Origin of the sequence: Algoriphagus persicinus, from assembly GCF_035156415.1 — a bacterium.
Classification (GTDB): domain Bacteria; phylum Bacteroidota; class Bacteroidia; order Cytophagales; family Cyclobacteriaceae; genus Algoriphagus; species Algoriphagus persicinus.
This window is the reverse complement of record NZ_JAYEEY010000001.1, coordinates 18,952-44,475: the sequence shown is the minus strand read 5'-3', so window position 1 is coordinate 44,475 and position 25,524 is coordinate 18,952. Positions and strand designations below refer to the sequence as shown.

Here is a 25,524-nt window from a genome sequence, read left to right as displayed (position 1 = left end):
TTTTGCCGCAAAATTAAACCGATGCAAATTCAGGTACTGAAATCCAAGATTCACCGGGTGAAGATTACCCAGGCAGAACTGCACTATGTAGGCTCTATCACTATTGATGAGGAGCTGATGGATGCTGCCAATCTTATCGAAAACGAAAAAGTCCAAATCGTCAACGTCAATAATGGAGAGCGGCTCGAAACTTACGTGATCAAAGGAGAAAGAGGAAGTGGTCAGGTTTGCTTGAACGGGCCTGCAGCCCGTAAAGCTCAGGTGGGAGATATTATCATTATCATTTCCTATGCAGGAATGGAATTAGACGAAGCGAAAAAATTCAAGCCTGTTTTGATCTTCCCGGACGAGCAAAATAAACTCATCTGATGGGGCAAAAAAACAAGAAGCAATTTGTCCAGATTGTAATTTCTCTAGGAATTGCAGTCTGGATTTTTTGGTTTTTGTACAAGGACATTGCCTTCGCTTCACTGATTGATCAAATCAAGTCAAGCAACTGGGCTTGGATTTTATTGTCACTGTCCATCTCTATGCTCGCTTATCTGACCAGAAGCTGGCGATGGACTTTGCTAATGAACACTGACAAAGGAAAATATGTAACGCTGACTCGTGCCTATCACGCAGTGATGATTGGTAATTTAGTCAACATGCTTATACCGCGGGCTGGAGAAGTCGCCCGATGTGGTGTACTCACCCGCAGCAATGGAATCTCCACAGGCTATCTCTTTGGGACGGTGATAGTAGAGCGGAGCATAGACCTGTTGTGCCTGGCTACTACAATTCTTCTGGCATTTTATGTAGAGCAAGAGCTATTCATGAAGCTAGCTAATCAGTTGGTCGATATGCAGTCTTTGGGTGAAAAAATAATTTCCAATCTTCCCATTGTAATCGGAGGAATGGCAATTCTAGTCCTCATGATATTATTTATTTTGAGGCGATTCCGTGACCATGGATTGATAAATAAAATCCAGCATTTTTATAGGGAAATTCTTTCTGGAATTAAGAAAATTGGAGAATTGTCCAACCCAGTTGGATTCTGGGTAAGCTCTATTTTTCTTTGGTTTTTGTATTTCCTGACCATGTACACCATTTCTTTCGGGATACCCAGCACTGCCAATTTGTCTTCTGGGGAAGTGCTTTTAGTCATGGTGATGGGCAGTATTGGCATGGTGGCACCCGTTCAGGGTGGCATTGGGACCTTTCATGCACTGGTGGCCTTCATTTTGATACAATTGGGTATCTCGGAAGTAGATGGGAAAATATTCGCAGCCATTATCCACGGGACTCAAGTAATCCTTGTTTTAGTAGCGGGTCTTGTAAGTTGGTTAATAATGATGAAATTACCCTCCTGGATCGAACCCGAGCAAACCTAACACGTATTCAACCCTGCAAACACCATAACATATGATACTCCTAATATTAATCGTAGTCGTATTCGCATTAGCCGGATTCTTAGTGAGCAGAAAGCTCAAGAGCAAATTCAAGCAATATTCTCAGGTGGCTCTAAAAGCCAACCTATCGGGAGCGGAAATAGCCAAGCTCATGCTTGCTGACAATAACATCTCAGACGTACAAGTTCATTCCGTGGAGGGACAACTGACAGATCACTATAATCCTCAAAACAAAACAGTCAATTTAAGCCCGGATGTGTATTACGGTAGAAACGCGGCCGCAGCTGCAGTAGCTTCTCACGAGTGTGGACATGCGGTGCAGCATGCTACCTCCTATGCCTGGCTTAACCTAAGGTCAGCCTTAGTTCCTATTCAGAATGCATCTGGAAAAATCCTGAATATAGTTTTAATTGCTTCTCTTTTTGGCGGGTTTGCCTTAGGGCTTCCCAATTTGTGGATAGGTTATGTTGTAGTAGGCGCGTATAGTATTATTACGCTGTTTACACTAGTGACCTTACCCGTGGAATTTGATGCGAGTAATAGAGCACTGGCATGGGTCAAAACCCGAAATATTGTAACACCCGACGAATATGCGATGTCCAAAGACGCGCTTAAATGGGCTGCGATGACTTATGTGGTAGCTGCACTAGCTGCACTCACCACCTTAGCTTACTACATTATGATATTCTTTGGCGGACGGGATTGATACAGATCAAATAAAATAGTGGAAGAGGGGCAAGCGTTGTCCCTCTTCTTTTTTTGCCATATATTCCTAGCAGATAGCTAAACCCAAAGAGGATACTATGCAATTTGAACTAACCGAAGAGCAAATCGCCGTACGAGAAGCAGCGAGAGATTTTGCAAAAAATGAGCTGCTTCAAGGAGTGATCCAACGAGATATTGAGTCAAGATTTCCTGCAGAGGAGGTCAAAAAAATGGGTGAACTAGGCTTCATGGGAATGATGGTTGATCCCAAATACAGTGGAGGCGGGATGGACACTGTTTCTTACGTCATAGCGATGGAAGAATTATCCAAGATAGATGCTTCCGCATCTGTAGTAATGTCTGTGAATAATTCATTGGTTTGCTGGGGATTGGAAAAATATGCCTCTGAAGCTCAAAAGGAGAAATACCTAAAGCCACTGGCATCTGGGCAAAAACTCGGTGCTTTTGCGCTATCAGAACCAGAAGCAGGCTCTGATGCCACCTCGCAGAAAACCGAAGCGCAACTCGACGGCGATCATTATGTATTGAATGGGACCAAAAACTGGATTACCAATGGATCTAAAGCGGATACCTACCTGGTTTTTGCCCAAACAGATCAAAGTAAAGGACATAAAGGCATCTCTGTTTTTATAGTAGAAAAAGGTTGGGAAGGCTTTACGCCAGGTCACAAAGAGGACAAACTGGGGATTAGAGCTTCGGATACCACCTCTCTCATGTTTACAGATGTGAAAGTGCCTGTCGAGAATAGAATTGGAGAGGAAGGCTTTGGGTTCAAATATGCCATGGAGACGTTGAATGGTGGAAGAATCGGCATCGCCGCACAAGCATTGGGGATAGCGGCAGGAGCCTATGAGTTTGCACTGGCCTATTCCAAAGATCGCAAGACTTTTGGCAAGCCAATTAGTCAACACCAAGCTATTCAGTTCAAACTAGCTGACATGGCCACCACTATAGAAGCCGCAAGACTTTTGGTGTACAAAGCAGCTTGGCTGAAAGATCAGGGAGAGGATTATTCTCAAGCCTCTGCCATGGCAAAATTGTATGCGTCTCAAGTTGCTATGGATGTAAGTATAGAAGCAGTTCAAATCCATGGTGGCTACGGATATGTGAGAGAATATCATGTAGAGCGTCTGATGCGAGATGCGAAGATCACACAGATTTATGAAGGGACTTCTGAGATTCAAAAAATAGTCATATCCCGAGGTGTCCTGAGAGCATAACTTTTTAGCTTTTAAAAGGGTAAAATTCAAAAAACTAAGCTCTTTTTTATTTTTTTATAACCATCTATAGAAAAACCATGTATTATCGTTAGAAAAATTATACTTTTACTCTTCTATTTTTATGCTACTTATTCATGGAATATTACAACAAGGTAATCGAATCAGTCAATGTTAGGTTTATTCGGGGAAATAATTTTCAAGTAGAAAAACCTGTTTCAGTGAATGATTATTCTGAATCGGATAATACACTGATATTACTACACCATGGCACGCTCAAGTTTGGTGAAGATCAGGAGCTCTTGAATGAGGGGGAGGTACTTTTCTTGCCTGCTGATCAAAAGACCAAGCTGACATTAGGCAGTGGAGCCAAAAAAGGAGAAATATCAAAAGAACAATTCCAGGAGAATAAGAAAAAATATCTGCTGAACATTAGCTTCAGAGAAATAAAGAATACAGAAGATGACTGTATTTCTATTCTCGGTTTTGAATCCAAAGTCTTTGATGTTGTAAACTTTTTTAATTCGCTTGACATTCCTCCATTTATTATTCGGTTTAATGATCGGTTGGCCACGATAGTTGAGGATCTGATGAAGGAAGTAGAAGTGAGCAATGTGGGAAAGGAAAGAGCATTAAAATCTCAAACAGAATTACTCGTTATTGAACTTCTTCGTCATATTCTAAAAAACAGATTGTTCCTGGAAGAGCTCTCCACGAATGCTACTTATTTCAAAGACCCCCGACTGATAGATTTGTTCAATTTCATCAAGACAAATTTGGGTGGCGATTTATCGAATAAGATTCTTGCAAAGGTGGCCCATGTATCTGAAGATTATGTGGGACAGTATTTCAAAATGCTGACGGGAATTAATCCCCAGGATTACATAGAATACCAACGAATGGAAGCAGCAGTAGAGCTCTTGCGAACGACCAAAAAGTCAATTCGAGATATTGGTAAAGAGGTAGGCTACAAGGACACCGCTTATTTCTGTCGTAGATTCAAGATGATGTACGGAGTTCCTGCCGGTAAAATGAGGAGAAGAGAGTCCTTAATTAACGTTTAAAGACAGATTCAATAGCACTTTATATTCCAAAACCTCGGCCATAAAGCTGGGATCCTTTTCTATGGCGTTGCCGATCACTAGTAGATCCGCACCATTTGCATAGGCTGCTTTTACTTTTTCCAATGAATCTAATCCTCCTCCGACTATGATTGGGTTATTAGTAACAGACTTTACAGATTTTATCACCGCTCCTGAAACAGGGGATTTTGCTCCGCTTCCTGCATCCATATAAAAATATTTCATCCCCAGATAGCGCCCTGCGAGTGCTGTAGCTTTAGCTAAGTTGGGTTTGGAATTGGGTAATGGTAGTGTTTGACTTACATACTGTACACTGGTGATTTCGCCCTCATTCACTAGCATATAAGCTGTCGGAAGAGCCTCCAATTTCATTTTCTTTACTATGGGAGCTGCTAGAACTTGCTGCCCTATGAGGTAATCTGGGTTTCTTCCAGATATCAAGGAAAGGAATAAAATAGCATCTGCTTCTTCGGCTAGCTGCATCTGTGAACCGGGAAAAATCACTACAGGTATTTCTCCTGCAATTTTCTTGACTGAAATAACGACCTCACGGAAATTATCCCGGCGAAGGTGGCTTCCACCCACAAAAATTAAATCTAAACAGGAATCCTTGACCCAGGCATATTCTTTCTCAAAAAGAGCCGCATTTTTAACCTTGTCCGGATCTACTAGCCAAGCTAATCCTTTGCTGCCCGTAATATGGAATTCCTTTAGAATCTTACTGACTCTCCTCTTCGGCTTTGGCATCTTCTGGCTGAGCAGCAAATAGGTTTGGAAGAAATTTATCCTTTGCAAAAGCAAGCCCTAAAATAAATAGGCGCTGGCCTATGCTAGGCCAAAACGTGGATTTGGAGCCCTCTGTGAGCCTTTTCTCAATTTCCTTAGTAAGTAATCCTTCTCTTTCAAGCACTTCTAGCGCTTCTTCTGTTTTTCGATCCTTGCGCTTGCTACGAGTTTTGAATATAGCCAAGGCAATCAACCCTCCTACTAAAACAACGCCACCAACTTTCAGCCAATCTGAAGATTCAGCCTTGAATAGTTCTAACTGCCGAGCGAGAGTCTGCTCTAATTCCTCTTCCTTTTTTTTCAAGTCCTTACTCATTTTCTCGACGTTTTTTGAAAATTCTTACTCGGAAAATAAACCTTCTCATTCCGCTCTGCATTTTTTCCTCAGTAGGATCATGATTTCTCAACAGAAATAAAATCAACAGTATAGCCAAGTAAAGTAATCCTACCAACAAGAAGCCCATGTATGGGGATTCAAAATATTGGCTTAGGAAAAAAGCCAGAGAAAGGCTCAAGAACAACAAAACCAAAAGGAGGCTTCCCCCCATCAGGATCAGAAATATCATCCTGGTTAAAACTCCAGCTACCTGATCCTGTATTTCCAGTTTGACCATATCTAGCTTGGTCTCTAGTATCCCTTTGACAGTCTGTATTATTTCTCCGAATTTTAGCATAATTAAAATTTTGTGAAACGTTACCCGTGTAATAGGAGACAATATACTCCAATTGGTAGGAGCAAAAAAATCATGCAAGCACGACACTTTCCTGCTCCTGGTAGAATTTATATCTCAAAACTAATTCCAATGCAAATGTAATGGCCTCATTTATATTAAATTGTTGGCAAAGGGACTCGTCTATTTCTGCCAATCGACTATAAAATGCCGTAGCAAGCGGAATTTCCAGGTCCAGATTGATTCTACGACTTACTTCGAGAAATTGCGCTGGTTTCTCTTCCTTCAATACTTTGCAGATAATGAGGTCTTTTTTGCCATATTTCGTTTTACGCGCTGAGGTGGCAAACAGTCTGCATATCATTCCTCTCTTGGAGTGGTTTGCACAAAACCCCATTTTTCCATCTTCTGACTGTGACTTGTACATCACACAGCTGTCTCCCTCCTCCTTATTTTCAAGCAAGGCTAGGGTAGATTCTGCCAATCCTTTAGCATAGAGGTCGAAGGCCAATGGGAGAAATTCTAACGGGGAAGCGGGTACTTTCGGATTTGCGCAGCAAAAACCGCATCCTGGCATACAGCCTAATCCACTTTCAGAGACAAATTGCCTTGTTTCTGACTCTAGCTCACCGAATATATCCAGTGCAGCTAGAGATTTTTCTTCGAGATTCATCTCTTTATTCAATTAGGTAGCAAAAATACACCAGCGATAGTTGATTGATTCCAATAAGCCACTATTTTTTTATATTGAGAGTCAGCAGTTTAACGTTCCATCCACTGAATAGTAATGAATACAGCGTCCATTTCAGCGGGGAGATCGTTTTCTTTATTAAAAAGAAGGATATGAGCAATTTAGAAAATCAAAATGCAGAGGATAAAATCCGCTTGGCCTTCAAGGAGAGGGATTGGAGTGAGATCAAAAGTGCCGATTCTTGGGTGATATTTAAGGTGATGTCCGAGTTTGTGGAGGGCTTTGAAAAGCTTGCCAAAATCGGCCCCTGTGTATCTATTTTTGGGTCAGCTCGCACACCTAGAGATCATCATCACTACAAAATGGCGGAAGATATCGCTGCCAAGCTGGTTCGTCATGGGTATGGAGTAATCACTGGAGGTGGTCCCGGAATCATGGAAGCAGGCAATAAAGGTGCACATTCCGAAGGTGGAAAGTCCGTTGGTCTGAATATCGTATTGCCTTTTGAGCAATTTGATAACATTTACATTGATCGGGACAAGCTGATGACTTTTGATTACTTTTTCGTTCGCAAAGTAATGTTCATCAAATATTCTCAAGGATTTGTGGTGCTGCCGGGTGGTTTTGGCACCATGGATGAGTTTTTTGAAGCGCTTACATTAATCCAAACCAATAAAATTGGAAAATTCCCGATTGTTTTGGTTGGTAAAGAGTACTGGACAGGATTGGTAGATTGGATTAAAAAAACATTGCTCTCACATCAATACATCAACGAGGTGGACCTAGAACTATTCTCAGTAGTAGAAGATGCTACTGAGGCGGTGAAAGTAATCGATGAATTCTACAACAAATATTTGCTGAGTCCAAATTTCTAATTGCATGAAACCTGAGCCTAAATCAGAAGTTTTTTCTTGACTATTCATCATATTTATAAAATGAATAGATCTCATCTAATTGCCCTATATACCTTAGTAGTTCTTTGCTTGGCACTTGCGGTATTTGCCATCTGGAAGACGCCCAAAGAAACCACGACAGAACCTACCATAGCTAATGTGCAAATGCTACAATCTATGCCATTAGTATCTGGAGACTCTGTTCGCCTCTTTGACATACCAAAAGAACTAACATTTGCAGCGGAAAAAGTACCGTTGGAAATAGAAGATGTCAAAGAGCGATTAGAGAGAGAAATCTATGTGAATGCGTATTGGCAATCCAATATGATTCTGCTGATGAAGCGCTCTAGTAAATTTCTACCCGAAATAGAAAAAATGCTGAAAGCAAACGGTATTCCGGATGATTTCAAATACCTCGCAATGGCAGAATCTGCACTCCTGAATGTTGCCTCCCCGGCAGGAGCAAAGGGGTTTTGGCAAATTTTGGAATCAACTGGCAATGAATATGGATTAGAAATTACAAATGACGTAGATGAGCGCTACCATCTAGAAAAGGCCACATTTGCAGCATCAAAATACCTGAACAAAGCCCATGGTAAATTTGGAGACTGGACAGCAGTAGCCGCCAGTTACAATATGGGGCAGTCCGGGTTTGCTAGAAGACAAGAAGATCAATTGGCCAAGAACTATTACGACTTGTATTTAAACGATGAAACGAGCCGATATTTATTCAGAATATTAGCGTTCAAAGTGATCTTCGAAAATCCAGGCAAGTTTGGGTTTCATCTGAGAGAGTCTGATTTTTATAAACGCCCTAGTATCAGGACGATTCAAGTCGATTCAGACATTAGAAATCTCGCATCTTGGGCTAAGCAGCGTGGGAGTACTTACAAGGATTTAAAGCTATATAATCCTTGGCTGCGCGACAAAAATCTTAATGTGAAGCGAGGAAAGTCGTATGAAATTCTCCTGCCTGAATAAGGAGTAGTAGAAATTATACCTCAAGAGCCTAGGTACAGGATGAACCAATCCTACTTTCGCAGGTTATACTCTTTGGAGTTTAGTACCGTGTCCGGCTGAAAATCCGTACCTTTGCCGTTTAAAATTGCCAGCCGATTATATGAGTCAAGTCACTCCTGCACAGGAAGAATACATAGAGATATTTGGAGCCCGAGAGCATAATCTTAAAAATCTAGACCTTAAGTTACCCCGCAATAAGCTAGTGGTAATCACCGGCCTGAGCGGAAGTGGTAAAAGCTCGTTGGCTTTTGACACTATCTATGCCGAAGGTCAGCGCCGCTACATGGAGTCATTTTCAACCTATGCCCGCTCATTTCTGGGAGGAATGGAGCGTCCAGATGTAGATAAAATCAACGGACTTTCACCCGTTATTGCCATAGAACAAAAAACAACTTCCAAAAATCCCCGCTCTACTGTGGGCACGGTTACGGAAATTTACGATTTCATGCGCTTGCTTTACGCAAGAGCGGGCGACGCTTACTCCTATCTCACTGGATCAAAGATGGTGAGACAAACAGAAGATCAGATCATTGATTTGCTGTTTACTAACTTTTTAGACCAAAAGCTTTACGTTCTTGCACCAGTCGTAAAAGGAAGAAAGGGACATTACCGTGAGCTTTTTGAGCAAATCCGTAAAATGGGATTCTCTAAAGTGCGCGTAGATGGCGTAGTGATGGAGATGGTGCCCAAAATGCAAGTGGATCGATACAAGATCCACGATATCGAGATTGTCATTGATCGCATCCTTGCTGAGGAATCTGACCGTTTTCGTATCACTCAATCGCTCAAATCTGCACTGCAGCACGGCAAAGGAGTCATCATGATTCGTGATGAAGAAGGGGAAATTCATCATTTCTCTAAGTACCTGATGGATCCAGAGACAGGGCTTTCATACGAAGAACCCGCGCCAAATACATTTTCTTTCAATAGTCCATATGGAGCTTGTCCTACATGTAACGGGCTTGGGATTACTGAAGAAATCACTCGTGAAAGTATTATTCCAGACCCAAAACTTAGTATAACTAGGGGAGGAATTGCGCCTCTTGGCGAATACCGGGATATTTGGATTTTTAAGAAAATAGAAGCTATTCTCAAGCACTACAAGTGCAGCATGAGTACGCCTATCAAAGATCTTCCAGAAAAGGTGGTTGAAATCCTACTCAGTGGAGATAAAATAGAAGTAGCTGTAGATTCTATCAAGCACCCAGGTACCAAATGGCATACGACATTCGAAGGGATTATTAACTTTTTGAAAAAATATCAGGAGGGCAGTTCAGACAAAATCCAGGATTGGATTAGTGAGTTTACGATCACACAGACCTGTCCATCTTGTGATGGCTATAGACTCAAGCAAGAGGCTCTCCATATTAAAATAGATGATACCCATATTGGCCAATTGGCCGTGATGGACATTCGATCATTGGGAGAATGGTTTGTAGGATTGGAAACCAGACTTTCTGAAAAGCAAAATGTGATAGCGGCAGAAGTATTGAAAGAAATTCGGAAAAGAATCGGATTTTTGCTCGATATAGGGTTGGATTACCTATCACTCAATAGACCACTTCGGACGCTTTCTGGCGGTGAAGCACAACGAATTCGATTGGCTACACAGATTGGAACTCAGCTAGTTGGAGTGCTCTATATTTTAGATGAACCAAGTATTGGGCTTCATCAGCGTGACAACGAAAAATTAATTCAAGCGCTGCAAAGTTTGCGGGATCTGGGCAATTCAGTTTTGGTCGTGGAGCACGATAAAGACATGATGTTAGCCTCTGATTATCTTCTAGATATGGGTCCTGGAGCTGGTCGGCATGGTGGACATATTGTGGCAAATGGTACCCCCGCCGAAATCTTACTTACAGATGGACTTACCGCAAAATACCTAGCAGGAAAAATCGGATTACCTGTTCCTCCAGTACGAAGAGAAGGGATAGGTAAGTCACTAGTAATCAAAGGAGCGACAGGTAACAATCTCAAGAATATCAATCTCAATCTTCCTTTGGGCACATTGATTGGTATTACGGGAGTTTCAGGGAGTGGTAAAAGCACCTTAATACACGAGACACTCTATCCAATTCTTAATCAGCATATATACCATTCGAAGAAAAACCCAATGCCTTACAAAAGTGTGGAAGGCTTGGAGCATTTGGATAAGGTAATCGAAGTGGATCAATCTCCTATAGGCAGAACTCCCCGATCCAATCCGGCTACATACACCGGAGTATTTTCTGATATAAGAGCGCTTTTTACGGAACTTCCTGAAGCCAAAATCAGGGGATACAAACCGGGCCGTTTTTCCTTCAATGTCAAAGGCGGTAGATGCGAAGATTGTGAAGGTGCAGGAATGAAGCTGATTGAGATGGACTTTCTCCCAGATGTGCATGTACCCTGCGAAACCTGCAAGGGCAAACGCTACAATCGAGAAACACTGGAGATTAGGTACAAAGGGAAATCGATTTCTGATGTACTCGACATGACAGTGGAACAAGCGGTAGAATTCTTCGATAAACTCCCAAAAATCCTAAGAAAAATAAAAACGCTTAATGATGTAGGCTTGGGCTATATCACCCTCGGTCAGCATGCCACCACACTTTCTGGCGGAGAAGCTCAGCGGGTCAAATTAGCAACAGAGCTCTCCAAAAAAGATACAGGTAAGACGTTCTACATACTGGATGAACCTACCACCGGGCTCCATTTTCAAGACATTGAACTATTAATGCTCGTGGTAAATGGGTTAGTCGCAAAAGGTAACACCGTCTTGATCATCGAACACAACATGGATGTGATCAAAATGGCAGATTACCTAGTGGATTTGGGCCCTGAAGGGGGGAATAAGGGTGGAGCTATCGTAGTGCAAGGAACACCTGAAAAAGTCGCAGCCAACTCCAACAGCTATACAGGCAAATTTCTTAAAATGGAATTAAATAGCTAACGGGGGGAATAATCAAGGGGATCCTCCTTTTATCAAATTAAGAAGGAGGGCACAACTGCGTTATTTATCTTTAAGCGAATATGAACAGAATAAGGCTCTATTGGTTTTTGCAGGTACTTGGATGGGGAGGATTTGCCTTGGTGAGTATCTTTTTGGCTGATCTTTCCCAAGGAGTCACTCCAGTTCAAATTTGGGCTTTCATTGTTCTGGCCGCCACAAATCTAATTTCTACTCATTTTTTACGCTATGTAGTAAAGACCTACAACTGGTTTAAACTCAGCATTCCTCAGCTTTTATTCCAATCTTTTCTGGCAATTATCGCACTGTCTTTTGTCAATATAGTAGCACAGATATTAATCAATATTGCCTTTGGTACGCTTAATCCAGCAGAGGATTTCAAAATATTACTAATCCTGGCCAATCTTCTCCAAGCTGTATTACTTTATGCTCTGTGGTTTTTGATGTACTTCCTAGTTCACTTTCTTGACAACTACAATTCTACGCTCAAGTACGAAGCTAAAATCAATGAAATAAGGCTCAACCACTTGAAAAGCCAACTAAATCCCCATTTTATTTTCAATGCGCTCAATAGCGTAAGAGCTCTAGTGGATGAAGATCCCATCAAAGCAAAAACAGCCATTACCAGAATCTCAAACATGCTGCGCTTTTCGCTGATGATGGACAAAAAGCAAACCATTGAATTCGGGGAGGAACTAAACACCGTCAAAGACTATTTAGAACTTGAATCGATTCGTTTTGAGGAAAGGTTGAAGGTGGTGTATCAAATAGAGGATGAATCCTACAGCTATAAAATTCCGCCCATGATGCTGCAAACCATAGTGGAAAATGGAATTAAGCATGGTGTGTCTAATCTTGTGAAAGGAGGTACCATCGAAATCAAGTGTAGGGAGGGTCTGCACGATGATTTGTATATTCAGGTCAAAAATAGTGGGCAGCTAACCCATCAGCCCTCCTTGAGCTCAGATGATGAGCAAGGTCACGGACTAAGTAACACGGTACAAAGACTGAAGTTAATATATGGAGATAAAGCAAGCTTCCGTATCTTCAACTCAGGAATTCAATTCGTGATCACTGAAATAAAAATCCCAAAACAAAAAGTTACATTCGAATAACAAACTCAAAAAAAATGCGAGCCATTGTAATTGATGATGAAAGATTAGCACGTAAAGAGCTGATCACTCTCTTAAATCAACTTGAAAGTGTAGAAGTAGTAGGCGAGGCGGTAAACGTAGATGATGCCAAAGATAAAATAGACCAGCTGAACCCGGATGTTATTTTCCTAGATATCCAAATGCCTGAGAAGACGGGATTTGAACTTTTGGAAGAACTGGATAACGTCCCACATGTGATATTTACTACCGCTTACGATGAATATGCTTTGAAAGCATTTCAGGTAAATGCCCTAGACTATTTGTTGAAGCCCATCGAGCCCAAGCGCCTCGAAGAAGCGATCACCAAGCTTCAAGGAAAAATTGATGGCTTAGCTAAAAGTGAAGAAACTCCATCCGATCATAGCCTAAAGAAACTTACACTAGAAGATCAAGTTTTCGTCAAAGACGGCGATAGATGTTGGTTTGTGAGACTTGCAAATGTCCGCTTATTCGAGTCTGACGGCAATTATATTAAAGTGTACTTTGACAATTTTAAGCCAATGATACATAAGTCATTAAATGCACTGGATGAGCGACTTGACGAAAAATCATTCTTTCGCGCTAGTCGAAAGCACATTATCAATCTAGGCTGGGTAGAAGGGATAGAGCCATGGTTTAATGGAGGGCTTGTAGTGACACTTAGAGGAGGTGACAGAATTGAGGTCAGTAGGAGACAAGCGGCCCGCTTTAAAGAAATGATGAGCCTCTAAAAATTTCATATCCAGTAAAAAGCATTTGATTTCACTGATAATTTCTGTAACTAGAGAGTAATTGCTCTTGACAGCATTAATTAGTAGTTTTCAACCACAAACGCAACATCTGCCACAATCTTATGAAAGAAGAGCGGATTTTAATCGTCGAAGACGATATCAGCATCGCAGAAAATATCCAGGAAATATTAGAACTTCTGGGTTATGTCAATACAGACATCGCTAATTCTGCAAATCAGTGTATTAAAATCATCAAGAGATATCGTCCTGATATGATATTTATGGACATCAAACTCAAAGGTGATAAGGATGGAATAGAGCTTGGAGAAATCGTAAAACAAATGGTAGATGCACCGCTTGTGTATGTGACTTCCTATTCCGATCCTACCATTATTGAAAGAGCAAAAAGAATAAATCCGGCTGGGTTTATTGTCAAGCCATTCAATACGAATGACATTCATGCCATCGTAGAAATTGTTCTTTACAACAAGCGGACAAAACCCGTGAGTGAAGTGGCAGCGGTAAGCCCAACAAATGACAGCCCTTACCTAGTAAACGATGCTGTATTCATTAAAGCGGACAACGCTTTTGAGCGTGTCTCTTATGATGATATTTATTATATAGAAGCTAATGGGAATATGGTGACTATTTTCACCAAAAGCAGGGACTACAATATTCGAAAATCGATGAAGGAAATTGAAGAAATCCTTCCCTCACATTTTTTCCTTCGAGTCCAAAAATCATTTATTGTCCATCTCGGACAAATCGAAAGCTTCAATACAAAAGAAATCACGCTCCACTCAGGAGCGGTATTGCAGGTAGGGCGACAGTACTACAATAGTTTCCTCGCGAAACTAAGCACCATCACAGAAAGCTAAAAAAAAGGCGGGTTACTACCCGCCTCTTTTAATTAACCAATCAACCAAATCTACCCTTACGAGTATTCGATATGGGATTTTCACCCAATTAGATTTTCAAAAGACCGAACGCTCGGTCTTTATTTTTTTGAATTCATAGGCTTTTTCAGCGTCTGAATTAGTAGATATGCCAGTATTGTAAGTTGGTTCAGTATATTCAATAAGGGCAGTATGCTGTGCAAGATTTGACTCTACTTTAGCTTTCCACACAATGGTAATTGCCATTACAAAGCCCAATGCAGCACAAATGTTTTTTTGGGAAAATGGTGAAATAATCATGGCAGTAATAAGTTGGTTTAATTTCTATATCTACTTTATGCCAAAAAACGACCCAGAAATATAATTAACTTAAAATCAATAAGTTATACATATGTAAAAACGTTGACGTGTACACCTGTGAACACCATTGAATCAGAGATGGACAATTATTAATAAAAAATTGGGCTACAAAAAAAGAAGAAATTTTCAAAAAGTGATTACTAGTTCTTCCCAAATTTAATTTGGAGGAATAAAAGTGAAGTTAAAAGCTTCACATAGTCAGCATTACTCTTTGATTTGGAGAAATATGGGAATAGATACTTCATCTATTTCTATCTTTTCTTCATATGTCTTATAAAAAACGCTTCTTCAAAACTCTGCCAGGCTAAGCTATCCTCGTAAGACTCAAAATATGATTTAGGGAGATTTAATCTATGAAATTTATGTTCTTCTTCCTGATTAGCTAAAATTAAAATTGAGTCAGAATTATCAATTATTCTCCACGTTCCGGCCTTGTCATCCTTTAAATTGTAAATGTAAATTGAGTCAAAACTGCTTTTAAATTTTCTGGGAATCGGGCCATAAGACTCATGATTAAATACTAATTCGCTATCATTAATGTATAGTTCAGAATAGGTAGAATCCTGCTGAATTGACCACCAATTCCCCGAAATGTCATTCCGCGCTTTATTCTGCCTACATCCTAGGTTAACGGAAAGGATTAAAATTAAAACCCATATCTGTTTCATAGCTATCCTAAAAGAAACTCCGTATAAAAATCAAGCTCTCTAACAAAAAAGCCGCTTTCAAATCGAAGCGGCTACTTATTCTAAATCACAACAGCTCATTCGCTAGATTGGCCAGCTCCGAGCGCTCTCCTTTTTCCAATTTGATATGTGCATAGAGCGGATGATCTTTAACTCGGTCAATCAAATAAGACAATCCGTTACTTTGCGAATCCAAGTAAGGTGTATCGATCTGGAACACGTCTCCAGTGAAGATGATCTTAGTGTTTTCTCCAGCCCTTGAGATAATCGTTTTGATCTCGTGAGGAGTGAGGTTTTGGGCTTCATCCACGATAAAGAAAATATTTGAAAGCGAGCGTCCACGGATATAGGCCAGAGGCTGAATCACCAGCTTTTCCTGATTCACCAGCTCTGTGATCTTCTGAAACTCCTTATCTGTTTCCTTATACTGGTTTTGGATAAATTTTAGATTATCCCAAAGTGGTTCCATATACGGATTTAACTTGGACTTAATGTCTCCTGGCAAATATCCAATATCCTTATTACTCAGCGGGACTATTGGTCTAGCCAAGAAAATCTGCTTATACTCTCTTCGTTGTTCCAAAGCCCCAGCCAAAGCCAGCAAGGTCTTACCCGTACCTGCTACCCCTTGGATGGAAACCAAGCGGATATTTGGATTGGTGATTGCATGCAGCGCAAAAGTCTGTTCAGCATTCTTTGGCTTGATATTATAGGCCAACTTTTTATCCACTCGCTCAAGAATGCTTTCCTCTGAGTTGTAATAAGCTAACACTGAATTCTTATCACTTTTCAGAATATAATAGGCATTGGATTTCCTCTTTCGTGTTCCCAAGATGGTCTTTGCTTCAATAAATCCTTGATCATACAGCTTGTTTATATGCTCTGGATCGATGTTGTCAAGAATATATTTCCCTGTATTTTCTAGCTCAACGATATTCTTGATTTTGCCGGTTTCATAATCCTCTGCCAGCAAATCAATGGATTTTGCCTTTAAGCGGAGATTGATGTCCTTACTGACCAAGATGACTTTTCTGCCCTTTTCATGTTGCTTGAGGTACAGCGCACAGTTTAGAATCTTGTGATCGTTCTTCTCCTCTCCAAAAATTTCATTGGCATTGATCTGATTTTCTGGGTTCATCACAATTCGAAAATTCCCCTTGGTTTTCCCATTCAAAGGAGTCCAATTGTGAATCATCTGATCCTGGGATAGTTTATCCAGCAATCGGATGAATTCACGGGCTTCAAAATTCTTGGTGTCATTGCCTTTCTTGAATTGATCAAGCTCCTCCAGCACCGTGATCGGTATGACCACATCGTGCTCGGCAAAATTCATAATGGAATTGTGTGCGTAAAGGATAACGGAGGTATCCAGCACAAAGATTTTCCGATCTTTATCGGATTTGGCTCTAGGCATGCGCAGGTATTGTAGTGGTACTAGGTGATTTAATTTAGAAAATTAATTGGGCTATTGACAAAGTTTCAATGAGAATTTATGATTATTTAAACGTGACCATTCTCTATACCTTTGACTATCAATCCAATAAAAAAAGGGCAGAATTTGTCGTTCTGCCCTTTTTCAATAAATCAATGTTTTTTAATCTAACAATGCGGCAATATCATCTTGACCTAGACTCTTCATAAAGCTTTCTTCTGTATTGATCAGCTCCCCAGCGAGAGCTAGCTTGCGATCCTGAAGTGCCATGATTTTCTCTTCCACAGATCCACGAGTGATGAATTTATAGATGATGACTTTATTTTCTTGTCCGATTCTATGCGCTCTATCGATGGCCTGAGCCTCTACAGCAGGATTCCACCAGGGATCAAGTAAGAATACATATTCTGCTTTGGTCAGATTCAGACCTACTCCACCCGCTTTCAGAGATATCAAGAAAACCTTGATTTCCTCATTCTCCTGGAAGTTTTCTACCTGAGCCTGACGGTCTTTAGTACTTCCATCCAGGTAGGCATAGGGGATTCCTTCTTTCTCAAGATATTCTTTCACAATCCCTAAATGCCTTACAAACTGACTGAATACAAGTACTTTATGGCCTTCAGAAATAGTGGACTGCAGCATGTAGGTGACATCTTCCAGTTTGCCTGATTCGCCTTCGTAGTCATCTCTTACTAGTTTGGGATGATTGGCGATTTGGCGAAGCTGGGTAAGGCCACGTAGTAAGGTGAACTGCTGATTATTTCTACCCGTGCTCTGAATGTCAGAAATAATTTTTTCTCTATAATAGCTTTTTACCTCTTCATAAACCTCCTCTTGAGCAACTGTCATATCGGAGTACTTTACATTGGTGATTTTCTCTGGCAAGTCTGTAGCTACTTGTGATTTCAGTCTTCTGAGGATAAATGGCTTAATCATCGCATGAAGCTTGGCGGATTTGCCCAGATCGCCTTGCTTCTCGATCGGCAGTAAAAACTGCTTCTTAAACGAATTCTGATTGCCAAGTAATCCTGGGTTGATGAAGTTCATCTGAGACCATAGATCCATCGTACTGTTTTCCACTGGCGTACCGGTCAGAATCAACTTTTGCTTACTCTTTAGCTGATTCACTGCTCCAGCGATATTACTTCCAGGATTTTTGATGGCTTGAGATTCATCCAGAATGATGTAGTTGAAGTAAAAATCTTTCAGTACTTCAATATCCAATCTGGTAATCCCATAAGAGGTCAGCACCAAGTCATAATCTCCAAATCTCCACGGATCTTTGATACGCTGAGTACCGGAATATACGAGGATTTTCAAGTCTGGAGTAAACTTTTTTGCTTCAAGCTCCCAGTTATAAATCAAGGAAGTCGGCATCACCAAGAGTGATGTTAATCCTGGATTATTCTCCATTTCATGTGCCAGCAAAGCAAGCGTTTGGACAGTTTTACCCAATCCCATATCATCTGCCAAGCAACCACCAAATTTAAATTCATTGAGGAATCTAAGCCAATCATAACCAGCTTGCTGGTAAGGGCGTAATGTTCCTTCAAAACCACTTGGCAGCGTGTATTCTTCTATAGATTCAAAATCTCTAAGTCTTTCCAGCTTCCTACTCAAAGTAACTTGGACGAGATTGCCGATCTCCATCTCTCTGGCCAAAGCCAAATGATGCTTGCGCAATACCATCAAATTTTCATCTCCACGATCTTCCATGAAGTTGAACAACTCGGAGTAATTCACAAACCATGACGATGGAATCACTGCAATTTCCCCATTTGGCAATTCAAATTCTGCTTTACCTTGCAGCAAAAGCTTTCTTAGCTTCCCAAATGGCACCAGATAAATCCCAAATTTGATCAGTGCTTTGACATCAAACCAATCTATATTCTCGTTGACTTCAATAGAAATCTGTGCCTTGCCTATGTTATAAACCTTGCCTTTGGCATTTGGCTTTTGGACAATTTTGATCTTCTCTATATCCAGAAAATCTTCATTTTCGCCAATCCACTCAAAGGCTTCAGTCTTCGGCAATGCCTCTTTGCCTATTTTGAATTCCAGACCTTTATCCCGAAGTAATTTCAGATACGCTTTTTCTTTCTGAGTACTTCGAATCGTCTTGTAGAATGTGTAGCTGTCGTCACCTTCTTCCAGTCTCACCGAAGCACCATGCTTTTCAGAACTTGGTGTCTGCACCGGAAAATCAATAGATCCATACTTGAAACGAAGCTCAAAAACGATTTTATCTTCCTCCAACTTCTCTCCGTCCTCACCAAAAAGATTCTTCCCTGTGCCTCCAGGCAAATCACTGATATTGATAAAAACCTCTGGCGTGCCGCGCTCTATATTTATATCAAAACCAACTGACTCCACATCAAACTGAGATATCAAATTGGCCATAAAGCCGCGGTAATAACTTGGCTCTATGCGCTTGTCGATGACAATAAATTTCTTGTTTAAAAATGCCTTGAGTTTCCTGCCATCGATCCCCTTTTCGAAGTGAAAAAGCTGTCCTTGTACAACCAACCAGCCGGGCTCATTACTGATGAAATAGCCATTTTTGTATTGCCAGTCAAGTTTCTCTCCCTTGAATTTGATCGTAGGCCAATAATGAGTGTTTTCCTCATTTTTGTGGAAATGAAACAACACACTGGCGCGCTCTGCATTCACTACCAACTCTCTCCAAACGGGATTTGCATCGCTGCCCATTTCGAAGAGTCTCTTGCCGATGAGCAAAGGCATTATCTTCGAACGCTTCTTCTCGATGACTTCCTCAATAGCATCTTGCGTCTTTTTGTCCTCAGTTTTGGGGTCAAAAATTTTCGCCAGATATTGCTTAGGACGGATATTGCCACGTTTAATAAATGGCTTTACCACCACTTCAGGATTCATCGAATCCATGATTTTAATCAAATCATAATCCGCCTTGTTCAATCCTGCATCAAACTCGCTCGCATTTGCAGAGCTTATATTTTGATAAGCCAAAGAAAGCCTTCCTTGAGGATCTATCTGTACTACAAAAGATTCAATAAGGAGTCCAAGGAATTCATGGCTGTAAATAGAATAAACTATCTGAAAAGGTTTATCAGAATCAACTATCATATAATTATTGGAATGACAGAACTTCCCTGAATTTGGAATTAAGCAAAAGGGAGTTCAGCCGGGGTTAGATATCCCAAAAAAGGGAAAAGCAAGTTGAAAATTACAACAAATACTGCTCAAATTCATGATTTGAGCCAATTATCTCCCATAAAACATAAAAAGTCTTTAGAATCAGTGGTTCTGACGCTAAAGACTTTTAGGATAGGGACGAATAATTCTTATTCAGAAATTGGATCGACTTTTTCCTTTTTGGAATTTTTTAGATCTACTGTTTTTTCAGGGAAAAACCTCCCTTGAAATACCAGAATCATTGCTACACCCACAAAAATTGCAGCATCGGCTACATTGAAAATCGGCCAAAGAGCAGTGTAACTACCGCCCCATACGGGAAGCCATGCAGGCAGATAGCCTTCCCATATATCAAAGTAGAACATATCGACTACCTGCCCATGAAACCAGGGAGTAGAAGCATCATAAGGTGCATTATTTAGCCAAACTCCATAAAAGACAGAATCAACTAAATTGCCTATTGCTCCTCCTAAGATCATAGCAATACATACTATATAATGGGTGGGCTGTTTTTTCTCAATAATGTGAAATAGATAATATCCAATCCCTACCATAGCCACCAAACGGAAGGAGGTAAGCAGTAATTTCCCATAGTCTGATCCTAGCTCCATGCCGAACGCCATGCCCGGATTGGTCGTGTAATGTAGTTTGAACCAATCTCCGAAAACAGGAATCTGACCCGGTGAGCCAAAATCCATCTCGAAGTGCACTAGCATTTTTACCGCTTGATCTATGATGATCACCAATAGCGCGATGCCAAAGTATTTCAGGTATTTATTCATAGTTTACGTTTTGCTATCAGGCTTTTTCTACCAAAACAGCTAGTTCAAAATCATCCATATCCAGTATTGAAGCTCCATTTAATTGAGGCAAAACCTCTAGTTTCAGTGCTTGCACTTCGGTTTGGATGTATTCCCCGAATGACTCAATTGCATTTTTAACCAACTCATTATCATCAGCTATCTTGATGTTGATCTTATCCTGCACTTCCAGCCCCATATCCTTGCGTAGATTCTGGATACGATTGACCAAATCTCTTGCGATTCCTTCCTGTCTGAGGGCATCGGACAGTGTCACATCTAAGGCTACCGTTACGCCTTGATCTGAAGCTACTGACCAGCCAGGAATATCTTGAGAAGTGATCAAGACTTCTTCCAGGAGCAATTCAAGGCTTTCACCATCCAGATCAACAGAGATTCTGCCTTCTCTTTCAATTTCAGCTATTTCGGTTTGCCCCCATGAATTGATGGAAGCGACTACGAATCTCATTTTCGGACCAAGCTTCTTGCCAAGCACAGGAAGATTTGGCTTCACATTCTTCACCAAAATACCCGAAGCGTCGTCTATGAACTCAATGTCTTTAATATTCACTTCTGATTTGATCAAATCTTCCAAATGCAAAATCTGAGCTTTAGTCTTCTCTTTTAAGATCGGAATCAAGATTCTTTGCAAGGGCTGACGCACTTTCATCTTCTCTTTCTTTCTCAGCGAGTGCACCAAAGAAGAAATCGTCTGAGACAATTCCATGCTTTCTTCCAGATCTTTATTGATCAACCCAGAATCCGCAGAAACCCAATCAGTCAAATGCACAGAAGCTTTGGCATCAGATCCTGACTCAGTCAAGTTTTTATACAACCAATCTGCGTAGAAAGGCGCAAAAGATGACATCAACTGCGTAAGCGTCAACAAGGATTCATACAATGTCTCATAAGCTGCCTGCTTATCTGCATTCATTTCTCCTCTCCAGAATCTCTTTCTGGCAAGTCTCACGTACCAATTGGAAAGCTGATCGACCGTGTAATTCATGATCGCACGAGTAGCTCGCGTCGCATCGTAGTTATTCATCGAATCCTCGACCTCAGCGATCAATGATTGAAGCTTAGACACGATCCACTGATCAAGTTCTGATCTTTCTCCCACTGGAACTGCTTTGGATTTGTCATAGACAAAAGCATCCAAATTCGCATACAGCGCAAAGAAATTATAGGTATTCTGAAGGGTCCCGAAGAAGCGACGTTGCACCTCAGTCACACCATCCAGATTGAATTTTAAGTTATCCCAAGGATTGGCATTGCTCAGCAAGTACCAACGCACCGCATCTGGACCGTATTCCTTAAGCGTTTTGAAAGGATCCACAGCATTGCCCAATCTCTTGGACATTTTGTTGCCATTTTTGTCCAGTACCAGTCCATTTGCAATCACGTTTTTGAAAGCCACGCTATCAAAAAGCATCACTGAAATGGCATGCAGTGTAAAGAACCAACCACGTGTCTGATCTACACCTTCAGCAATGTAATCTGCTGGATAGTTGGCTTTGAAAATGTCCTCGTTTTCGAATGGATAATGCCACTGGGCATACGGCATAGCTCCAGAGTCAAACCAAACATCTATCAAGTCTGGCTCACGGAACATCTTTTCACCTTTTGGAGAAACTAAGATCACATCATCCACATACGGACGGTGCAGATCCAGCTCTTTTCCTTCATAAGGCGATTTTTCCATGAAGCCTTTTGCGATGGAATCATTGATAGCGGTTTCTAGCTCAGAAATCGATCCTATGCATACTTCTTCTGTTCCACCTTCAGTTCTCCAGATAGGAAGCGGTGTGCCCCAGAATCGTGATCTGCTCAGGTTCCAATCCACCAAATTTTCCAGCCAGTTGCCAAAACGGCCAGTTCCAGTAGCCTCAGGCTTCCAGTTGATCGTCTTATTCAGCTCTACTAATCTATCTTTGTATGCAGTGGTTTTGATAAACCAGCTATCCATCGGATAGTAAAGCACAGGCTTGTCAGTTCTCCAGCAATGTGGATAACTGTGCTCATATTTCTCAACCTTAAAGGCCTTATTTTCATTTTTCAGGATAATAGAAATGATCACGTCGGTGCTTTTGAAGTCCGCCGCACTCTCATCATCCTCGGTGTAGTTTTTCACATAGAAATCATCCACACCATATTCTTTATGGGAAATGATCGCATGTTCAGCTACTTTATCCACAAGGTACTCACCCACCATCGTGATGAATTTCCCGCGCTTATCCACGATAGGAAGATCTTTTCCTTGCTCATCTTTGACGAAGATGCCAGGCACATTATTCTGTGCCAATGTTCTAAAGTCATCCGCACCAAAAGCTTTCGCAAGGTGAACTATACCAGTACCATCTTCTGTAGTCACATAGTCGCCAGAAACTACCGTAAAAGCTGGATGAGGAAGTGCCAAACCTGCTATTGGGAACAATTGCTCGTATTCCCAACCTAGCATTTCCTTGCCTTTGAACTCCTCGATTACTTCGAAAGGGATCAACTTGTCGCCGCCTTTATAATCTTCCAATTTCAGCTCAGCCGCTTTTGGATTCAGATAAGCATTGATTCTAGCTTTCGCCAAAATCACTGTGCAGGCATCGAATGTATAAGGATTGAAAGTCTTCACTTTCACATAGTCCAGATTCTCACCAATCGCCAAAGCGGAGTTAGCCGGCAAAGTCCAAGGCGTAGTCGTCCAAGCTAGGATATAGGTATTTTCCTCACCTTTCAGTTTGAACTGAGCAGTGATGGAAGTGTCCTTTATATCCTTGTACGTGCCAGGCTGATTCAGTTCGTGCGAACTCAAACCTGTACCCGCTGCTGGAGAATAGGGCTGAATAGTGTAACCTTTATATATCAGATCCTTCTCGTAAAGCTTCTTTAGCAAGCTCCAAACTGACTCGATGTAGTTCGGCTCAAACGTGATATAGGGATCATCCAAATCCACCCAATAACCGATTTTCTCAGTCAGGTTATCCCATTCATTTTTGAATCGCATGACCGTCTCACGGCACTTCTGGTTGTATTCTTCTACGGAGATTTTCTTGCCGATATCCTCTTTGGTGATACCCAGCTCTTTCTCCACCTGTAGTTCTACAGGCAAGCCATGCGTATCCCAACCGCCTTTTCGCTTTACTTGAAAACCCTGAAGTGTCTTGTAACGGCAGAAAATATCTTTCAGCGTACGCGCCATCACATGGTGAATACCCGGAGTGCCATTTGCCGAAGGAGGGCCTTCAAAAAAAGTAAATGTTTCCGCACCGTCACGGTTGGCTACTGATTGCTCGAAAATCTGGTTTTCTTTCCAGTACTTCAATACGGATTCCCCGATTTCTGGATAATCCACTTGTTTAAATTCCTGATATGTCTTCACTGTATCCTTTCTTACTGGCAAGTAGGTGATAATTAATTATTGGGCGTGTCCCCGCCTGAAAAAGCCGGGGTCGGGCTATCCGCTGTATCCACTACGCTTCGCTGCGTGGATGCCGCTACTATCCCTCACGCAATCAAGGAAACATCCTCCTCAAAAGCAGGCACAAAGATAGGAGAATTCCCCTTTTGTGGGAGGATGAATTGGAAAAAATGGAAGGAAAGCTGACTCGGCCAGTAAATAATATCCAATGAACAACTTTCCTTCATCACTCATTTTCAAATCTTGGTTCTTGCCTCTTGCCTCTTAGATCTTGATACTTATGTCTTGCCACTAGATACTAATCACCAACTCATAGCTCACACTTCTACCTCCACCGTGTGGTAAAAAGATGCCTAATTCCGTCAGCCCCTGTAAATCACGGGTTGCCGTGGCTTTGGAAGCTTTCGTGATCGCAATGTATTTTTTAGCAGTCATTCCTCCCTCAAAATCCGCTGGCCCCTCGGCAAGCATTCGGTTGATGGCTTTTGTCTGACGCTCATTGAGCACATTCGCGAAGCGATCAAAGAATTTGACTTTTTGGAGCGTGAAGTTGATCAATTGCTCTGCACTTAGCTGTGCATGATAGACTGTTTCAGCAAAGTAATCCTGCCATTCGCTGATTTCATTAGAACTTTGTCCGTTCTTAAGGGCATCATAATACTCATTTTTCTTTGCTTCAATCGTTTCGGAAAGACTGATCAAAGCTGCATGTCCCAAGCCTTGATGCAACGCTTTTTCTGCCAATGCGCGGCCTATTCGACCATTGCCATCTTCGAATGGGTGAATAGATTCAAAATATAAATGCGTGATTGCAGACCGAATCAGTGGATTGTTTATCTCCTCAGAATTGCCAGGAGCAGTCTTGTTAAACCAAGAAATAAAAGAGCCCATTTCTGCAGGAACCTCTGCTGAAGGCGGTGCTTCAAAATGAATAGTCTCTTTCCCAATCGAACCAGAGACCACTTGCATAGGAGCAGTATCTGCACGCCATTGCGCTGTACGCACGTAGCGATTGCCTTCCATCAGTATCTCATACCATTCGAAAAGAACTTCTTCTGTCAACTCTTGCGCAAAATCAGTTCGTACTTTGATCATCAGCTTGGCAATGCCTTTGGCGCGCTGATCTTTGACCAGCACAGGCTGCTCCTCATGAATGCCAAGATTCTTCTTGATAGAAGACATCACATCTGGTCGACTGAGAAATTCACCTTCTATTTCCGAGGTTTTAATTGCCTCCACTACCATCATTTCCAGAAGTAATTCTGTCTGATTTCCTTCAGATAAACCGGAAAGTACGCCGGATAGTTGCCCGGATTTCATGAGGAAATCGTGTAGTATTTTTCCAGACTTCCCTTCCTTATAGGTGAAATTTGGCCAATCCGACTGTTCCCAATTATAACTCATGAGTCGAATATACAACTTATTCGGCTCAAAAAATAGAATGATATGAGCCGAAAAAAGAGACTAATCGGCTCA

General features: G+C 41.3%; 22 protein-coding genes. 11 read left to right on the top strand and 11 right to left on the bottom strand.

Annotation, left to right across the window (positions count from 1 at the left end):
* The first annotated feature begins 21 nt into the window (after positions 1-21).
* The 5 genes from panD (at position 22) to U3A58_RS00160 (ending at position 4,398) form a co-directional block, all read left to right on the top strand.
* Positions 22-369, top strand: coding sequence for an aspartate 1-decarboxylase (gene panD, locus U3A58_RS00180; protein WP_323821353.1), 348 nt, complete (start codon positions 22-24; stop codon positions 367-369).
* On the top strand, positions 369-1,373 hold the full coding sequence (locus U3A58_RS00175; RefSeq protein WP_323821352.1) for a lysylphosphatidylglycerol synthase transmembrane domain-containing protein: 1,005 nt from the start codon (positions 369-371) through the stop codon (positions 1,371-1,373). Before panD ends, U3A58_RS00175 begins: the two co-directional genes overlap by 1 nt.
* A 31-nt stretch (positions 1,374-1,404) precedes the next feature.
* Complete coding sequence (locus tag U3A58_RS00170) at positions 1,405-2,097, top strand: zinc metallopeptidase (RefSeq protein ID WP_323821351.1); 693 nt, start codon at positions 1,405-1,407, stop codon at positions 2,095-2,097.
* A 97-nt stretch (positions 2,098-2,194) separates the two neighbouring features.
* Positions 2,195-3,337, top strand: a complete 1,143-nt coding sequence (locus U3A58_RS00165) for an acyl-CoA dehydrogenase (protein ID WP_323821350.1) — start codon at positions 2,195-2,197, stop codon at positions 3,335-3,337.
* Positions 3,338-3,471: 134 nt separating this feature from the next.
* A complete protein-coding gene (locus tag U3A58_RS00160; protein ID WP_323821349.1) occupies positions 3,472-4,398 on the top strand; it encodes a helix-turn-helix domain-containing protein in 927 nt (308 codons plus the stop codon).
* Here U3A58_RS00160 and U3A58_RS00155 read toward each other — a convergent pair.
* The 4 genes from U3A58_RS00155 to U3A58_RS00140 form a co-directional block, all read right to left on the bottom strand.
* On the bottom strand, positions 4,384-5,163 hold the full coding sequence (locus tag U3A58_RS00155) for a phosphoglycerol geranylgeranyltransferase (protein WP_323821348.1): 780 nt from the start codon (positions 5,161-5,163) through the stop codon (positions 4,384-4,386). The genes U3A58_RS00160 and U3A58_RS00155 overlap by 15 nt on opposite strands.
* The gene (locus U3A58_RS00150; protein ID WP_323821347.1) at positions 5,135-5,518 is read right to left on the bottom strand and encodes a hypothetical protein; all 384 of its coding nucleotides are present in this window, start codon (positions 5,516-5,518) and stop codon (positions 5,135-5,137) included. Before U3A58_RS00150 ends, U3A58_RS00155 begins: the two co-directional genes overlap by 29 nt.
* Entirely contained in the window at positions 5,511-5,876 is a 366-nt protein-coding gene (locus U3A58_RS00145; protein WP_323821346.1) for a phage holin family protein, read from the bottom strand. Before U3A58_RS00145 ends, U3A58_RS00150 begins: the two co-directional genes overlap by 8 nt.
* 70 nt (positions 5,877-5,946) lie before the next feature.
* A complete protein-coding gene (locus tag U3A58_RS00140; protein ID WP_323821345.1) occupies positions 5,947-6,546 on the bottom strand; it encodes a YkgJ family cysteine cluster protein in 600 nt (199 codons plus the stop codon).
* Positions 6,547-6,716: 170 nt separating this feature from the next.
* On the opposite strand from U3A58_RS00140, the gene U3A58_RS00135 reads away from it, so the two are divergent.
* From U3A58_RS00135 to U3A58_RS00110, 6 genes are all read left to right on the top strand, one after another.
* Complete coding sequence (locus tag U3A58_RS00135; protein WP_323821344.1) at positions 6,717-7,439, top strand: LOG family protein; 723 nt, start codon at positions 6,717-6,719, stop codon at positions 7,437-7,439.
* Between the two features lie 60 nt (positions 7,440-7,499).
* Complete coding sequence (locus U3A58_RS00130) at positions 7,500-8,438, top strand: lytic transglycosylase domain-containing protein (protein ID WP_323821343.1); 939 nt, start codon at positions 7,500-7,502, stop codon at positions 8,436-8,438.
* Between the two features lie 139 nt (positions 8,439-8,577).
* Entirely contained in the window at positions 8,578-11,409 is a 2,832-nt protein-coding gene (gene uvrA / locus U3A58_RS00125) for an excinuclease ABC subunit UvrA (protein ID WP_323821342.1), read from the top strand.
* An 80-nt stretch (positions 11,410-11,489) separates the two neighbouring features.
* Complete coding sequence (locus U3A58_RS00120) at positions 11,490-12,542, top strand: sensor histidine kinase (protein ID WP_323821341.1); 1,053 nt, start codon at positions 11,490-11,492, stop codon at positions 12,540-12,542.
* Positions 12,543-12,556: 14 nt separating this feature from the next.
* A complete protein-coding gene (locus tag U3A58_RS00115; protein ID WP_323821340.1) occupies positions 12,557-13,291 on the top strand; it encodes a LytR/AlgR family response regulator transcription factor in 735 nt (244 codons plus the stop codon).
* Between the two features lie 122 nt (positions 13,292-13,413).
* Positions 13,414-14,169: a LytR/AlgR family response regulator transcription factor gene (locus U3A58_RS00110; RefSeq protein ID WP_323821339.1), complete on the top strand. Its 756-nt coding sequence runs from the start codon at positions 13,414-13,416 to the stop codon at positions 14,167-14,169.
* 96 nt (positions 14,170-14,265) lie between these two features.
* On the opposite strand, the gene U3A58_RS00105 is transcribed toward U3A58_RS00110, so the two are convergent.
* The 7 genes from U3A58_RS00105 to U3A58_RS00075 form a co-directional block, all read right to left on the bottom strand.
* Complete coding sequence (locus U3A58_RS00105) at positions 14,266-14,487, bottom strand: hypothetical protein (RefSeq protein ID WP_323821338.1); 222 nt, start codon at positions 14,485-14,487, stop codon at positions 14,266-14,268.
* Positions 14,488-14,798: 311 nt separating this feature from the next.
* On the bottom strand, positions 14,799-15,215 hold the full coding sequence (locus U3A58_RS00100; RefSeq protein WP_323821337.1) for a hypothetical protein: 417 nt from the start codon (positions 15,213-15,215) through the stop codon (positions 14,799-14,801).
* A gap of 85 nt (positions 15,216-15,300) precedes the next feature.
* On the bottom strand, positions 15,301-16,647 hold the full coding sequence (locus tag U3A58_RS00095) for a PhoH family protein (protein WP_323821336.1): 1,347 nt from the start codon (positions 16,645-16,647) through the stop codon (positions 15,301-15,303).
* Positions 16,648-16,827: 180 nt separating this feature from the next.
* Positions 16,828-19,767: a DEAD/DEAH box helicase gene (locus U3A58_RS00090; protein ID WP_323821335.1), complete on the bottom strand. Its 2,940-nt coding sequence runs from the start codon at positions 19,765-19,767 to the stop codon at positions 16,828-16,830.
* Between the two features lie 218 nt (positions 19,768-19,985).
* Positions 19,986-20,618: a lipoprotein signal peptidase gene (locus U3A58_RS00085; protein WP_323821334.1), complete on the bottom strand. Its 633-nt coding sequence runs from the start codon at positions 20,616-20,618 to the stop codon at positions 19,986-19,988.
* Between the two features lie 16 nt (positions 20,619-20,634).
* The gene (ileS, locus tag U3A58_RS00080; protein WP_323821632.1) at positions 20,635-24,009 is read right to left on the bottom strand and encodes an isoleucine--tRNA ligase; all 3,375 of its coding nucleotides are present in this window, start codon (positions 24,007-24,009) and stop codon (positions 20,635-20,637) included.
* A 330-nt stretch (positions 24,010-24,339) separates the two neighbouring features.
* Positions 24,340-25,452 (bottom strand): Fic family protein, encoded by a 1,113-nt coding sequence (locus U3A58_RS00075; protein ID WP_323821333.1) that lies wholly within the window; start codon positions 25,450-25,452, stop codon positions 24,340-24,342.
* Positions 25,453-25,524 lie beyond the last annotated feature (72 nt).